This window comes from Streptomyces sp. NPDC054813, assembly GCF_053611365.1.
The window spans coordinates 355749-370776 of record NZ_JBSHAF010000003.1; the positions used below are offsets into that span (position 1 = coordinate 355749).

Consider the following 15028-nt stretch of genomic DNA (forward strand, 5'->3'; position numbering starts at 1 on the left):
CTGACGATTTCGCCGCGGCCGCGGAGCAGGTCTCAGAGCCGGTGTGCCGCCCCCGTCGGTGTCGCCCCGCGGGTGTCGAGCAGCAGCTGTGCCTTCACCGACAGGCCTTGCAGGTCGTAAGTCCGGTGCTGCTGGACCAGGATCGTCAGATCGGCGTCGGCGGCCGCCTCGTAGAGGGAGTCCGCGCGCGGCACCGGGCGGTCCAGGACGTTCCAGGACGCGATGTGCGGGTCGTGGTAGCTCACCGAGGCACCCAGTTCCATCAGCCGGATCGCGATCTCGCGGGCGGGCGTGGCCTGCTGGTCGGCGAGGTCGGCCTTGTAGGTGACGCCGAGCAGCAGCACGCGCGCGCCGCGGGCCGACTTGCCGTGCTCGTTGAGCAGGGCGGCGGCGCGCTGGACGACGTATCCCGGCATCCGGTTGTTGACCTGCTGGGCCAGTTCCACCATGCGCAGGCCGCGGCCGGCGGCGCCGGACAGGTCCTGGGCGACCCCGTGGCCGCCGATGCCGGGGCCGGGGCGGAAGGCCTGGAAACCGAACGGCTTGGTCTCCGCGCAGCGGATGACGTCCCACAGGTCGACGCCCAGGTCGTGGCAGAGGACGGCCATCTCGTTGACGAGGGCGATGTTGACGTGCCGGAAGTTGGTCTCCAGGAGCTGCACGGTCTCGGCTTCGCGCGGGCCACGCGCGCGTACCACCTTGTCGGTGAGCCGGCTGTAGAACGCGGCCGCGGACTCCGTGCACGCCGGCGTGAGACCGCCGATGACCTTGGGGGTGTTGGCCGGGGTGAAGTCGCGGCTGCCGGGATCCACCCGGCTGGGCGAGTAGGCGAGATGGAAGTCGCGCCCCGCGCGCAGGCCCGAGCCCTTCTCCAGCAGGGGCCGCAGGAAGTCCTCCGTCGTCCCCGGGTGGACCGGCGACTCCAGGATCACCGTGGTGTGCGGGCGCAGCCGCTCGGCCAGGGTGCGGGCCGCGGCCTCCACCCGGCTCAGGTCGGGTCCACCGTCGGCGCCGCGCGGGGTCGGCGCGCAGATCACGGCCGTCCGCACCCGCCCCAGTTCGGCCGGGTCCTTGGCCACCCGGAAGCCCCCCGAGAGCATCCGGCGCAGCTCGGCGGGGCTGAGCGAGCCCGCCTCGGGACCGGTGGCGTACCCGATCGTCGGGATGCCGGCGGCCACGGCGGCCTGGGCGAGGGGCAGGCCGAAGGGACCGAGTCCCATGACGGCGAGGTCTGCGGGCATGGCGTGGGCCGTCCTTCCCAGTAACCGAAGCGGGACAGGTGCGCAAGCCCTGTGGACAGGATGAGCGAAGCGCAATGTCAGACTAGGAGTAAATATGAACGTTATGTGGGATTGTGTACGTGTGTCTTCCGGGGGTTCGGTGAGCGTTGTCCACAGGCTGGGGGCGCGTGGTGGCTGAAGTCGGCCAACGCGGTCAGACTTTGGGCATGGGCCCCGCCTGCCGGGTGTGGCCGATGCGACCGACGACCGACGACGAGCCATGACCCATGGCGGCAGAGCGGGAGGCAGCGGTGAGGACAGCGACACTGGGGCCCAAGCAGCGGGCGGAGTCCTTGGCGGCCATGGCCGAGCGCGAGCTGGACGTGCTGGTCGTGGGCGGCGGAGTGGTCGGCACGGGGACCGCGCTGGACGCGGCCACCCGGGGCCTGAACACCGGCATCGTCGAGGCTCGTGACTGGGCTTCCGGCACCTCCAGCAGGTCCAGCAAGCTGATCCACGGCGGCCTGCGCTATCTGGAGATGCTCGACTTCGCCCTGGTCCGCGAAGCCCTCAAGGAGCGCGGCCTGCTCCTGGAGCGGCTCGCCCCGCACCTGGTCAAGCCGGTGCCGTTCCTCTACCCGCTCCAGCACCAGGGCTGGGAGCGCCTGTACGCGGGCTCGGGCGTCGCGCTCTACGACGCGATGTCGATGGCCCGCGGGCACGGCCGGGGCCTGCCCGCCCACCGCCACCTGAGCCGCCGTCACGCCCTGCGCGTGGCGCCCGCCCTGCGCAAGGACGCCCTGGTCGGCGCGATCCAGTACTACGACGCCCAGATGGACGACGCCCGCTATGTGGCCACCCTGGTGCGCACGGCGGTGTCCTACGGTGCGAAGGCGGCCAACCGCGCGCGCGTGACCGGGTTTCTGCGCGAGGGCGAGCGGGTCGTCGGGGCCCGGGTGCAGGACGTGGAGGGCGGCGGGGAGTACGAGATCCACGCCCAGCAGGTCGTCAACGCGACCGGTGTGTGGACCGACGACACCCAGGCGATGGTCGGTGAGCGCGGCCAGTTCCACGTCCGTGCCTCCAAGGGCATCCACCTGGTCGTCCCCAAGGACCGCATCCACTCCACGACCGGCCTGATCCTGCGCACCGAGAAGTCGGTCCTGTTCGTCATCCCCTGGGGCCGGCACTGGATCGTCGGGACGACCGACACCGACTGGGACCTCGACAAGGCCCACCCGGCCGCCTCCAGCGCCGACATCGACTACCTGCTGAACCACGTCAACTCGGTGCTCGCGGTGCCGCTCTCGCGCGACGACGTCCAGGGCGTGTACGCGGGACTGCGCCCGCTGCTGGCCGGCGAGTCCGACGCCACCAGCAAGCTGTCGCGCGAGCACACGGTCGCGCATCCGGTGCCGGGGCTGGTGGTCGTCGCGGGCGGCAAGTACACGACGTACCGGGTGATGGCCAAGGACGCCGTCGACGAGGCGGTGCACGGGCTCGACATGCGGGTCGCGGAGTGTGTCACCGAGGACATCCCGCTGATCGGCGCGGAGGGCTACCGGGCGATGTGGAACGCGCGGGCCCGGATCGCCGCCCGCACCGGCATCCACGTCGTCCGGGTCGAGCACCTCCTCAACCGGTACGGCTCGATGGCCGAGGAGGTCCTCGACCTCATCGCCGCCGACCCCGCCCTGGGCGAGCCGCTCTCGGCCGCCGACGACTATCTGCGCGCCGAGATCGTCTACGCCGCCTCCCACGAAGGCGCCCGCCATCTCGACGACGTCCTGACCCGCCGCACCCGCATCTCCATCGAGACCTTCGACCGCGGCACCCGCAGCGCCCGCGAAGCCGCCGAGCTGATGGCGCCGGTCCTCGGCTGGGACAAGGACCAGATCGAGCGGGAGGTCGAGCACTACGAGAAGCGGGTGGAGGCGGAACGGGAGTCCCAACTCCAGCCGGACGACCAGACGGCAGACGCGGCCCGCCTGGGAGCCCCGGACATCGTGCCGCTGTAGGCCTCCGTCTGCGGTCCGGCGGGCCTCCCGTCCGGCGGCTTCGTGTCTGGTGGGGTCGGCCGGGCTTCGCGTCCGGTGGGGCCTGCCGTCCGGTGGATTCAGGAACCTCGGCCGTTCTACCTACTGCGAGGGCAGAACTCGGCCGTGAGCAGGGCGGGTTCGAGGGCCGGGTCCGCAACCGTCGTCGTGTTCACGCGGAACGTAAGGACATGCCGGCCGTCGACCGAGGCAGCACTCCGCACATAGCTGCCCGCGATCCGGCCTTTGTGCCCCCACACCGTGGTCCCGCACGACAGCTTCACCGGAAAGATCCCCAGGCCGTACGCCCCATGTGCGGCACGGGTGCTGAGCATCTCGCGCAGCCGGCGCGAGGGCAGCAGCTCGCCGCCCAGCAGCGCCGCGTAGAAGCGGTCCAGGTCGTCGAGCGTGGTCAGCAGCTCACCCGCGGCGCCGGCCACGCGCGGGTCGAGCTCGGTGACGTCGGAGCCGTCGGCCGCGTAGGCACGGCCGTGCGGCGCGGGCAGCGAGGCACGGGCACCCGGGAAGGACGTGCCCGTCAGGCGGAGGGGAGTGATGATGCGGCGCCGCGCCTCGGTGGCGTACGAGTGACCGGTGACCCGGCGGACGACCATGCCGAGGACGACGTAGTCGGTGCTGGAGTACGAGTAGCGGCCGAGGCCGGTCGAGGGGAGGGTGAGCGAGATGCGTACGGCCTGAAGCGAGGTCAGGGGGACGGCCCCTCGGGTGACCTTGGTGAAGTCGGCGAGCCCGCTGGTGTGGCTGAGCAGGGCGCGCAGGGTGATCCGTCGCCCGTCGGTGTCCCGTCCGCGCAGCAGCCCCGGCAGATGACGCTCCACGGGATCGGACAGGGACAGCCGGTGTTCCGCGGCCAGTTGCAGGACGACGGTGGCGATGAAGGTCTTGGTGATGCTGCCGGCGCGGAAGTGGTCGGCGCGGGCGATGCCCGGGCCGGCGGCCGCATAGCGGACGTCGTCGCCGTCGTGGTCCAGGAGCGCCGCGGCGGGCGCCCGGCCTTTGGCGACGAACTGTGACAGGAGCGGGTCCGTGGCCTGCGCAGGGGACGCGGAACCGGTCGCCGCGGGTGCCAGCAGCAGGGCAAGAGAGACTGGTATGGCCACCAGTGTCCGAAGCGTAGGCATCCGGATTCCTCCCTTGTCGCGGCCCATCATCCCGGCTTGCGTGACGCCATCGTCACCGGGGGTTCCGGTCGGCCGGCCCCGATGTGCGGTCAGGGGCACCCTGGGCGTTGGGCACTTGTCGGGTGAGGGACAATGAAGGCTCTGTCAGGGCGGGTTGCATGAGGGGACGCATGTCGGAGGCGGAGCGGGCGGGTACTTCTCGTCAGGAGACTCGTCAGGACAACAGTGAGCGTCTTCTCGCCGGGCGGTACCGGCTGGGACGAGTGCTTGGCCGCGGCGGCATGGGCACGGTGTGGCGCGCCGAGGACGAGACCCTCGGTCGGACGGTGGCCGTCAAGGAGCTGCGGTTCCCGTCGAACATCGACGAGGAGGAGAAGCGGCGCCTGATCACGCGCACCCTGCGCGAGGCCAAGGCGATCGCCCGGATCCGCAACAACAGTGCGGTGACGGTCTTCGACGTGGTCGAGGAGGACGACCGGCCCTGGATCGTGATGGAGCTGGTCGAGGGCAAATCGCTGGCCGAGGTCATCCGGGAGGACGGCCTGCTCAAGCCCCGGCGCGCGGCCGAGGTCGGGCTCGCGATCCTGGACGTGCTGCGGTCGGCGCACCGTGAGGGCATCCTGCACCGGGACGTGAAGCCGTCCAACGTGCTGATCGCCGAGGGCGACGGCCGGGTCGTGCTCACCGACTTCGGTATCGCCCAGGTCGAGGGCGACCCGTCGATCACCTCCACCGGCATGCTCGTCGGCGCCCCCTCCTACATCTCCCCGGAGCGGGCCCGCGGTCACAAGCCCGGCCCGGCGGCCGACCTGTGGTCGCTCGGCGGCCTGCTGTACGCGGCGGTCGAGGGCGCCCCGCCGTACGACAAGGGGTCGGCGATCGCCACGCTGACCGCGGTGATGACCGAACAGCTGGAGGAGCCCAAGAACGCGGGGCCGCTCAGGGACGTCATCTACGGTCTGCTCACCAAGGACCCGGCCCAGCGGCTGGACGACGCCGGCGCGCGGGCGATGCTCAACGCGGTGATCAACGCGCCCGAGGAACTGCCCGTCGATGCCACGCGGGTCGTGCCGCTGCCCCCGCAGCCGGACGCGCCGCAGGAGGAGAAGGGCACCACGCCCAGGCGGGGCGAGGAGGCAGGGGAGAAGCTGCGCGGGGCGCTGCGGTCGGTGCGGAAGGCCGCGGGAGCGGCGAGTGCCGCGTCCGCGACCCGGTCGAAGAGCGCCGCTGCCGAGGCGGGCGCCGCCAAGGCCGGCCCGGTCGCGACCGGCTCGGGCTCGGTTTCCGGCTCGGCGGACGGTGCACGTCCCGCTGCCGGTCCCCTCGCCGGTGCCGCTGCCGGCGGGGCCGGTGCGGGCAGCGGATCGGCGGGGGCCAAGCCCGCCGCCGGCAAGGCGAGTTCCGGGTGGCCCGTGGTGCCGCCGCCGGATCTGGACCTGGCGCCCCGGACCGTGCCCCGGGCCCCGCTCACGGACGTGGTGCCGAAGCGGACCCTGGTGATCATCGCCGTGGTGGTGGTGCTCGCGGTGCTCGGTACCGTGCTCGCCCTCACGCTGGGCGGCGGCGACGGGGACGACAAGGGGAGTGGCAAGAGCGGCGGCGGTTCCAAGGCGGTGGCCACCTCGGGCGCGAGCGCGAGAGCGAGCGCGAGTTCCGGTTCGGGGTCCGGCGGTGGGTCCTCCACCAAGGAGGACCCGAGCGGCGGTACACAGGCGGACGGCGGCTCCGCGGCGTCCGCGACCTCCGGAAACTCCGGGGACACCGACGCATCGGACGACGACGGTTCCTCGGCGTCGAACTCCAGTGGCAGTAAGGGTGACAGCGCCTCGGCGGTCAAGACGTACAACGGCGGTCAGGGGTACTCGATCGGGCTGCCCAAAGGCTGGAAGTTCCAGACCGGCAGCTCCGCCGGGGACCGGTTCACCGGGCCCGAAGGGCAGAAGCTGCTGATCGCCTGGACGAGCACGCCCAAGGACGACCCGGTGGCGGACTGGAAGAACCAGGAGCGTTACATGGTGCGCTCCCAGTACCACAAGATCCGCATAGCGGCGGTGAGCTACCGCGGCTGGAACACGGCTGACTGGGAGTTCACCTACGTCGACGGCGGCACCGAGTACCGGACCGTCGACCGTGGCTTCGTCGTCAGCCCGAAACAGGGGTACGCGCTGATGTACACCGCGAAGGCCGCCGACTGGAGCAGTGAGCTGCGCGAGGACACCTGGAAGACGCTGACGGCGAGCTTCGAGCCGAAGTGACAAATTCGCATCCCCACAATGCGAATTGCCTCCGGCACGTATCGTGAGTGGTTGCGGACCGTACGCATCCAGGTAGGTATGCAGAACGGGCCGCGAAACGAGCGGATTTGACCACCGGGCGGCCGGGGGAGGCAACGTGGACGACTACGCGGGTCGGGTGCTCGCCGACCGCTACCGCCTGCCCCTGCCCCCCTCCGACGAGTACGAACACACCGAGACCCGGGCTTTCGACACCTACAGCGGGCAGGAAGTGTACGTCCGGCAGGTGCCGTTGCCGGAGGTCGTCGAGGCGGAGGTGCTCGACGCGGAGGGGCTGCCCGACGGTTTCACGGCCCGTGACCGTGGCGCGCGTCGGCCACCGGCCGCCCGCACGGCGACACGCCGACCGAGCGATCCCGCGGTGCGTCGCGCCGTGGAGGCCGCGCAGGCCGCCGCCCGGATCCCCGACCATCCCCGGCTCGACCAGGTCTTCGACGTGTTCGCCGAGGGCGGTTCGCTCTGGATCGTCAGCGAGTTCGTGGCCGCGCGGTCGTTGGCGACGATGCTCGCCGAGCGGCCGCTGACGCCGTACCGGGCGGCCGAGGTCGCCTCGGACGTGCTGATGGCGCTCCGGGTGCTGCACGCGCATGGCTGGGTGCACCGCAACATCACCGCCCGCACGGTCCTCGTCTGCGACGACGGCCGCGTGATGCTGACCGGCCTCGCGGTCGGGGCGGCGGAAGAGGCGCTCTGCGGGTACGACCCGGTGCCGGTGCCGGAGGGAGAGGGCGGCGCGGAGGCCGACGGCCGTCGGCGTGTCGGGGAGGCGGAAGGTTCCGCCACATCCGGCGGTCCGGCCGGTCCCGGAGGCTCGGGGGCCCTCGCTGTCAGGGGCATCGGGAGCATCGGTGGTGCGTCGGGTGGTACGACCGGCGCGCGGACGGCGCCCGGTGCGGCGGAGGTGGATCCCGAGGCCGCCCGGCGCGCCGCCATCCAGGCCCGGGCCGCCGGCGGGTTGCCGGGGGCCGGGCCCGACGAGGGCTCGGGCGGTGCCGGTACGGGTGCGGTGGAGCGGCGGGCGTTGGAGACCGGTGGGGACATCCGGGCCGCGCGGGCCGGGGCGATCGCCGCGTACCGGGCGGGGGCCAGGGCCGCGGCCCGGGTCCAGGAGGCCGAGCAGAACGGCCGGGCCGCGCTCCCCGGCGCCCGGCCACCGTCCGACGGCGACACCACACCCCCCGCCCCGCAGTCGCCGTACGGGCCGGGGCAGGCCAACGGTGCCGCGCAGTCGCCCTACGGGCAGGGGCAGGCCAACGGTGCCGCGCAGTCGCCGTATGCCAATGGGGCGGCCCAGTCGCCGTATGCCCCGGGACACGCCAACGGGGCGGCCCAACAGCCGTCGTACGCCGATGGGCAGGCGCAGGCGCAGGCGCAGGCGCAGGTGGAGGCGCCCGGCGGCGGGCAGCGGGCCGTCGGCAGTGTGCCGCCCGGACAGATCGCCGACCCTTACGGGGTGAGCGGTGCGCCCTCGCCCTGGCACGGTGCCGTGCCCCGCCCCGGCACGCCTCCCGCGGAGCGCACCGCGCTCCCGGCCGTCGGCCCCGGTACCGACCTCCCGCGGCCGGTCGTGCCCGCGCAGGCCCCCCGTTGGGGCGAGCCGGGTGCCGTCGTGACCGGGCGGCGCGGGCCCGCCACCGCGCTGGCCGCCGAGCGGGCCCGGCAGGTGCGGATGACTGTGGTCGGTCCGGTGACCGAGCGCTGGGCGCCGGAGCAGGCCGGCCCCGTGCACGAGAACTGGCAGCTGGCGGCACCCATCGGCCCGGCCACCGACCTGTGGGCGCTGGGCGCGCTGCTGTTCCGGGCCGTGCAGGGACACGCGCCGTATCCGGAGGAGTCCACGGCCGAGCTGGTGCAGCTGGTGTGCTCGGAGCCGCCCGCCTTCGCGGAGGAGTGCGGGTCGCTGAGGCCGGTCGTGGAGTCGTTGCTGCGTCAGGACCCCACCGAGCGGCTGGACTTCGAGGAGCTGCGCGGCTGGCTGCGTTCGCTGGTGCGGTCCGCGCCCGAGCCGGACGCCGGCGCGCATGTGGTCGCCGCCCCGCCCGCCGCCGACCCGGCTCGGCTGCCGATCGTCCGCCGGCGCGGGCAGCTGGTGCGCTGGCGCCGGGCCGGGCTGCCGGCGACCAGCCCGCACGGCCGGCACAAGCGGGCCCGGCAGGAGGCCGCCAAGTCCCCGCGCAGACTGGGCCGTACGCTGCTTCTGCTGGTGCTGCTCCTGCTGGCCGCCGTGGTCGCGTACGCCATGCTCTTCCTGCCCAAGAAGGACAGCGCGGACAACGGCGGGGCGACGAACGGCGACCGGACGGGCGCGGCCGGCGAGACCGGTCCCGCAGCGAGTCCGAGCCCGACCCCCACGCCGACACCGTCGCAGACGGCGGCCCCGTCCACCGAGACGCAGACCACCGCGGGTTCGACGGGCGGCGGGACGGCCGCCGACGGCTTCACCCTGCGCAACGACCCGGACGGCTTCCAGGTCGCCGTCGCCAAGGGCTGGAGCCGTTCGCCGCGCAACGGCAGCGGCCAGGTGATCTACTCGCACGGGAAGTTCGAGCTGATCGTCGTGGCCGGCCGGGACAGCGCGGCGACCTACGGCAACGACCCGATGACGTACCAGCGCGACAAGGAGCGGGAGTTGCAGCCGTACCGGGACTCCAGCTGGGCCACGGCGGGCGGGCTGCGGACCATCACGGTGGGCCAGAAGGTGTCCGCCGAGGGGCAGTTCACCTGGACGGACAGTCAGCAGGGCGACCTGTTCGTACGGAACACGGTCTTCCTGATCAACGGTCGGTACCACATCGTCCAGGTCCGCGGCCCGGAGTCGGAACGGGACGAGGTCACACGGCTGTACGACCAGGCGTCGTCGACGTACAAGTACACGGGCTGAGCTCCAACGCCGGTGCGAGCCGTATGGTTCCCGTTCCGGCGGGCGGATTCTGTTCACTTTCCGTGCCGAAAGCGAAAACCGTCACAGTGCTGTCTCCGTGGGACCCCAGCGGTTCCATGACCGAAGGCCGGTCCTTAGTCTGGCCCTGACAAGACCATTGCGGGGCAACGTGAATCAGATGCAGGGCCTGCTCATCGCGGGCCGCTACCGGCTGGCCGACATCATCGGCAGCGGCGGCATGGGCCGGGTGTGGCGCGCCCACGACGAAGTGCTGCACCGGGCGGTCGCCATCAAGGAGTTGACGGCCGCGCTCTACGTCTCCGAGGGTGACCAGGCCATCCTGCTCGCCCGCACCCGGGCGGAGGCCCGGGCCGCGGCGCGCATCAACCACTCCGCCGTCGTCACCGTCCACGACGTCCTGGAACACGACGGCCGTCCGTGGATCGTCATGGAGCTGGTCGAGGGCCACTCGCTGGCCGACGAGGTCAAGGAGCGCGGGCGCGTCGAGCCGCGGGAGGCCGCGCGGATCGGGCTGTGGGTGCTGCGCGCGCTGCGCGCCGCGCACAGCGCCGGCGTGCTGCACCGGGACGTCAAGCCGGGCAACGTCCTGATCGGCCGGGACGGCCGGGTCCTCCTCACCGACTTCGGCATCGCGCAGATCGAGGGCGACACCACGATCACCCGTACCGGGGAAGTCGTCGGATCCGTCGACTACCTCGCGCCGGAGCGCGTGCGCGGGCACGATCCGGGGCCCTCCTCCGACCTGTGGGCGCTGGGCGCGACGCTGTACACCGCGGTGGAGGGGCGCTCGCCGTTCCGCCGCACCTCGCCGCTGACCACCATGCAGGCCGTCGTCGAGGACGAGGCCGCCGAGCTGAGCAACGCGGGCCCGCTGGAGCCGGTCATCACCGCGCTGCTGCGCAAGGAACCGTCGCAGCGGCCGAATCCCGAAGAGGTCGAGCAGATGCTCGCCGAGGCGGCGGAGGGACGGCGGCCGAGCGGGGCGCAGGCGTACGTACCGACGCGGTCGCAGGTCACCGGGGGGCCACGGCCGGACCCCGTGACACCGCACGCGGGCTCGTTCGACAGCTCGCGGGACTCGGCATCGTACGGCAGCCCGTACGGCGGCTCGCAGGGCGGTTCCTACGGCGGCTCGTACGAGGGACGGAGCCCCTCGGGCGGCTCCATGGACGCGGCGACGACCATCGGCCCGCCGTCCGCCTCCGGAGACGCCCAGCCCAGGCGGCGCCGGCTGCGTACGCTCGCGCTCGTCGTCGCCATGGCCGCGCTGCTCGGCGGTGGCGCGGCGGTCGCCCTGCAGAAGTGGGACTTCGGGCAGCAGGACGGCTCCGGCAGCGTGGCCGCGCCTGCCACGTCCGCTTCCTCCTCCGGCGGTCCGACCTCGGCGCCGGAGGGCGCGGTCCCCACCGACTGGAAGTCCGTGGAGGACCCGCTGGGCTTCAAGCTCTCCCTGCCCAAGGGCTGGAAGCGGAGCGTCTACGGCATCGACGGCGACCTCAAGCAGATCGACTACACGCCCGACAACGGCCGGCACTTCCTCCGCATCGCCATCGACAGCTCACCCGACTTCTCCGACGCGCTCGCGCACCAGCTCGACCTGGAGCAGCAGTTGCAGCGGCTGGTCGACTACCAACGCGTGACCATGGAGAAGAACCTGTACCGGGACCGGGACGGGTCGGTGTGGGAGTACACCTGGACCGCGCTGAAGAAGGACGGGGCGAACGCCGCCGGGCCGCGGCGCGCGATCGAGGAGACGTACTACTCGCGGGCGGGCGTCGAGTACGCGATCTACATGTCGTCGCCGGCGAAGGACTGGCCGACCGCGAGCAAACAGTTCAAGTGGGTGCTGCAGAGCTGGGATCCGGGAGCGTCCGGCTGACGCCGCGCGCTCCCGTGCGCCGCCCCGGGCGCGTTTGTTGGCCGGTCACCGTCCGGAACGCAGGCGTCCGGTGCGGCATCATGGGGCCATGGGGACCGACGGGGAAGTCGTCCGGCTGATCGCGGGGCGTTACCGCCTGGAAACGCGGCTCGGGCGGGGCGGGATGGGTGTCGTATGGCGCGCGACCGATCAGTTACTCGGTCGGCAGGTCGCCGTGAAGGAACTCACCGTCGACGACTCGCTCCCGGACGACGACGCCCGGCTGCGCCGCGACCGCACCCTGCGTGAGGCGCAGGCCGTCGCACAGCTGCACCACCCGCACATCATCGTGGTGCACGACGTGGTGGAGGAGGGCGAACGGCCCTACATCGTCATGGAGTTGATCGTCGGTGGTTCACTCGCCGACCGGATCTCGCGGAGCGGTCCGGTGGACGTCGGGGAGGCCGCGCGGATCGGGATCGCCCTGCTGAGCGCGTTGCGGACGGCGCACACAGCCGGCGTGCTGCACCGGGACATCAAGCCGGCGAACGTGCTCGTCGAGGCGGCCACCGGGCGTGTCGTCCTCACCGACTTCGGGATCGCCCAGGTCGCGGGCGCCACCACGCTCACCGAGACCGGCTCCTTCGTCGGCTCGCCCGAGTACACCGCGCCCGAGCGGATGTCCGGCTCCCGCTCCGGTCCCGCCTCCGACCTGTGGTCGCTGGGCGCGCTGCTGTGCACGGCGCTCAGCGGCGAGTCGCCGTTCCGGCGCGACTCGCTCGGCGGCATCCTGCATGCCGTGGTCTCCGACGAGATCCGGCCACCGGCCCAGGCGGAGCGGCTGCTGCCGGTCGTACGAGGGCTGCTGGAGCGGGATCCCGAACGGCGGCTGGGCGCGGCGGAGGCCGAGCGGATGCTGCGCGGCTTCCTGGAGACGGGAGCCATGGCGGTCGCGAGTGCGACAGAGAGCGCCGGCGCCTCCGCGTACACACCGACCCAGCGGGACGTGCCCTGGCCACCGGCCCCGGCACCGGCCGGGCCGCCCCGGTACTCGCCCCGCGGGGTGCTGGTCGCCGCGCTGCTGGTCGCGGCGATGGCCGGGGCCGGCGTGTCGGCGGCCGCGCTGCTGTTCAACGGCGGCGGAGGCGGCGGTGCCCCGGGCCCCGGAGGTACGGCGACCGTCTCCGCCTCGCACACGGCGCCCCCCTCGACACCGCCGCCGTCCTCGCCCTCCCCGTCGCGCTCCTCGCCCCCGGCCACCGACTCCCGCACCGCGCCCTCCGGTTACCGTCTCGCGCGGGACCCGGGCGGCTTCTCCCTCGCCGTACCGGAGGACTTCACCCGCGACCCGCAGGGCCAGCGCGTCTTCTACCTGTCGCCGGGGCAGGCCTTCCGGCTCGGCATCAAGGTCTCCGAGCCGCAGACCGGTGGACCGGGGACGGCGATGCGGCGGGCGGCGGCCGAAGGGCCGAGCACGAACCCCGGCTACCACGACGGCCGGGTCACCGACACCACCCACTCCGGACACCCCGCCGCCTTCTGGGAGTTCACCTGGAAGGGCTTCAGCGCGGCGGAGGGCCCCCGGCACACCTATGACCTGTGCTGGGAGGAGGGCGGCCGGATGTACGACGTGTGGGTGTCGGCACCGGTCGGGAAGGTACGGGAGGCGCGGGAGTACTTCGATGTCGCGGTGGACACGTTCGTGGCGGGCTGAGATGGCAAATGCGTTGCGTGGGACAGGAGTTGTGGTCATCCTCCTCTTGGTCCGGTGTTGACCCGGGCTTGTGACGAACCTGGGGAGAGGTCTTGACGATGACAACCGTGGGGCGGGGCGTCGCGGTGTCGTGTGCGTTCGCCGTGCTGGCGGTGGCCGCTGCGGTCCCGGTCGCGGCGGCGGCGTCGGCCGAGGACGGTGAGGTGCCGGCGGCGCCGGTCGTCTCGTCGGCCGAGTACCCGGACGACGGCGACTGGCACGACGGTGTCGGCGAGTACGGCACGTTCACGATCGACTCGGCCTCCGACGACGTCGTCTCGTACCGCTACCGCTGGCTCGGCGGCGCCACACACACCCTCGCGCCGGACGCGCCCGGCGGTCCGGTCGCCTTCCGCTGGCTGGCGGACGACGACACGGCCACCTATCTGCAGGCGCAGGCCGTCGACGGCACCGGCAAGGTCAGCGCGCAGACCACGTACTACGTGAAGGTCTCGCAGGGCCGCACGGCCGTCACCCACTGGGACCCGCAACACCCCTCGGGGGCCACGCCCGGCACCGGCGTCACCCTCGACGCGTCCGGCCCGTCCGGGACGAGCGTGACCTCCGCCGCCGCGCTGGACGGCACGGACGGGGGATACCTGAGCCTCGACTCGGCCGTGGACACGGCGGGCACCTTCGCCGTCGACGCCTGGGTACGGCCCGACACCCTCGACGGTTCCGGGACCGCGGTCAGCCGTCGCTCCGGCTTCACGCTGGGCACCGCGACCGACCCGGCGACCGGCGCTCCCGTCTGGTCCTTCACCCTCCCCACCCGGGACGGCGGCACCGCACGCGTCACCGGCGGGGCCCCCGAGCGGGGCGAGTGGGCCCACCTCGCCGGGGTGTACGACACCGAGACCGGGACCGTGCGGCTGTATGTCGACGGGAGCCCGACCGGCACGATGGAGGGCGTCACGGCGGCCGGCGGCGAGGGAGCGCTGCGGCTCGGCGCCGACGGCACCGGCGGCCACTGGCACGGGCTGCTCACCGACGTGAACGTCTGGGACCGCGTCTTCGTGGCGAACGAGGCCGACGAGGCGGCCGCACGCTCGGCACAGCGGATCGGTTACTGGGACCTGGACACCGCCACCGACGGCAGCAGCCCGGCCTTCGCCGGCGGCGAGCCGCTCACCCTCGCCGGGGACGCCGCCATCAACACCGGCAGCGACGACTGCGCCACCAACCCCGACTGCGCCCCGGCCACCTACCCCCTGTGGGGAACCGGCGACCTCCTCCTCGACGGTGACGGCGACTACGCGAGCACCCCGACCGCGGTCACCCCGACCGACGCCGGCTTCTCCGTCACCGCGCACACCCGCATCGACACCGGCACCGCCGGCCACGACATGACCGTGCTGTCGCAGCCCGGTGCCCACACCGACCTGTTCACCCTGCGCTATGTCGCGGCCTCCCAGACCTGGGAGGCCGTGGTGGCCCACGAGGACCGGGCCGGCGCGCCCACCACGACGGTCAGCGCGCCCGCCGACTGGGCCGCGTCGAGCGACGAGTACCTCGCGGTGGTGTACGACGAGAAGGCCGACCAACTCCGCCTCTACGTCGCCTCCGACTACCCCGCCGCCACGGCGGACGTCGCCGGTGAGAACACCTGGACGCCGACCGGTCCACTCCAGGTCGGCCGCACCCGCACGCCCGACGGCGGTGCCGACTACCTGGCCGGCGCGATCGACGAGGTGCACACCTACGCGGGCGTCCTGACCCGGACCCAGATCGCCCAACTCGCCATGGGAGGCGTCGACATCTGAGGGCCACCGGCCCCTTCCGGGCCCCTTCCACAGGAAGGGGCCCGTGCTCCGCGGTCCGCT

Annotated in this window: 8 protein-coding genes; 6 read left to right on the forward strand and 2 right to left on the reverse strand. The window is 73.1% G+C overall.

Features of this window, described 5'->3' with window-relative positions; all coding sequences use genetic code 11:
• Positions 1 to 32: 32 nt before the first annotated feature.
• Positions 33 to 1241, reverse strand: coding sequence for a nucleotide sugar dehydrogenase (locus ACWGJB_RS07800; RefSeq protein ID WP_453379315.1), 1209 nt, complete (start codon positions 1239 to 1241; stop codon positions 33 to 35).
• Between the two features lie 290 nt (positions 1242 to 1531).
• Here ACWGJB_RS07800 and ACWGJB_RS07805 point away from each other — a divergent pair, with 290 nt between their 5' ends.
• Positions 1532 to 3238 (forward strand): glycerol-3-phosphate dehydrogenase/oxidase, encoded by a 1707-nt coding sequence (locus ACWGJB_RS07805; RefSeq protein WP_453379316.1) that lies wholly within the window; start codon positions 1532 to 1534, stop codon positions 3236 to 3238.
• A gap of 116 nt (positions 3239 to 3354) precedes the next feature.
• Here ACWGJB_RS07805 and ACWGJB_RS07810 read toward each other — a convergent pair whose 3' ends face one another.
• On the reverse strand, positions 3355 to 4398 hold the full coding sequence (locus tag ACWGJB_RS07810) for a serine hydrolase domain-containing protein (protein ID WP_453379317.1): 1044 nt from the start codon (positions 4396 to 4398) through the stop codon (positions 3355 to 3357).
• A gap of 170 nt (positions 4399 to 4568) precedes the next feature.
• Here ACWGJB_RS07810 and ACWGJB_RS07815 point away from each other — a divergent pair, with 170 nt between their 5' ends.
• From ACWGJB_RS07815 to ACWGJB_RS07835, 5 genes are all read left to right on the forward strand, one after another.
• Positions 4569 to 6653 (forward strand): serine/threonine-protein kinase, encoded by a 2085-nt coding sequence (locus ACWGJB_RS07815; protein ID WP_453379318.1) that lies wholly within the window; start codon positions 4569 to 4571, stop codon positions 6651 to 6653.
• A gap of 136 nt (positions 6654 to 6789) precedes the next feature.
• On the forward strand, positions 6790 to 9573 hold the full coding sequence (locus tag ACWGJB_RS07820; RefSeq protein ID WP_453379319.1) for a protein kinase domain-containing protein: 2784 nt from the start codon (positions 6790 to 6792) through the stop codon (positions 9571 to 9573).
• A 178-nt stretch (positions 9574 to 9751) separates the two neighbouring features.
• Positions 9752 to 11473, forward strand: a complete 1722-nt coding sequence (locus tag ACWGJB_RS07825; RefSeq protein ID WP_453379320.1) for a serine/threonine-protein kinase — start codon at positions 9752 to 9754, stop codon at positions 11471 to 11473.
• Between the two features lie 88 nt (positions 11474 to 11561).
• Positions 11562 to 13166, forward strand: coding sequence for a serine/threonine-protein kinase (locus ACWGJB_RS07830; protein ID WP_453379321.1), 1605 nt, complete (start codon positions 11562 to 11564; stop codon positions 13164 to 13166).
• Positions 13167 to 13264: 98 nt separating this feature from the next.
• Positions 13265 to 14968: a LamG-like jellyroll fold domain-containing protein gene (locus ACWGJB_RS07835; protein ID WP_453379467.1), complete on the forward strand. Its 1704-nt coding sequence runs from the start codon at positions 13265 to 13267 to the stop codon at positions 14966 to 14968.
• The last annotated feature ends 60 nt before the right edge of the window (positions 14969 to 15028 follow it).

Excerpts from the sequence above, each read along its gene's own strand:
- ACWGJB_RS07810 (WP_453379317.1), bottom strand. The coding sequence starts at position 4,398 with ATGCCTACGCTTCGGACACTGGTGGCCATACCAGTCTCTCTTGCCCTG.
- ACWGJB_RS07800 (WP_453379315.1), bottom strand. The coding sequence starts at position 1,241 with ATGCCCGCAGACCTCGCCGTCATGGGACTCGGTCCCTTCGGCCTGCCC.
- ACWGJB_RS07835 (WP_453379467.1), top strand. The coding sequence starts at position 13,265 with ATGACAACCGTGGGGCGGGGCGTCGCGGTGTCGTGTGCGTTCGCCGTG.
- ACWGJB_RS07815 (WP_453379318.1), top strand. The coding sequence starts at position 4,569 with ATGTCGGAGGCGGAGCGGGCGGGTACTTCTCGTCAGGAGACTCGTCAG.
- ACWGJB_RS07825 (WP_453379320.1), top strand. The coding sequence starts at position 9,752 with ATGCAGGGCCTGCTCATCGCGGGCCGCTACCGGCTGGCCGACATCATC.
- ACWGJB_RS07830 (WP_453379321.1), top strand. The coding sequence starts at position 11,562 with ATGGGGACCGACGGGGAAGTCGTCCGGCTGATCGCGGGGCGTTACCGC.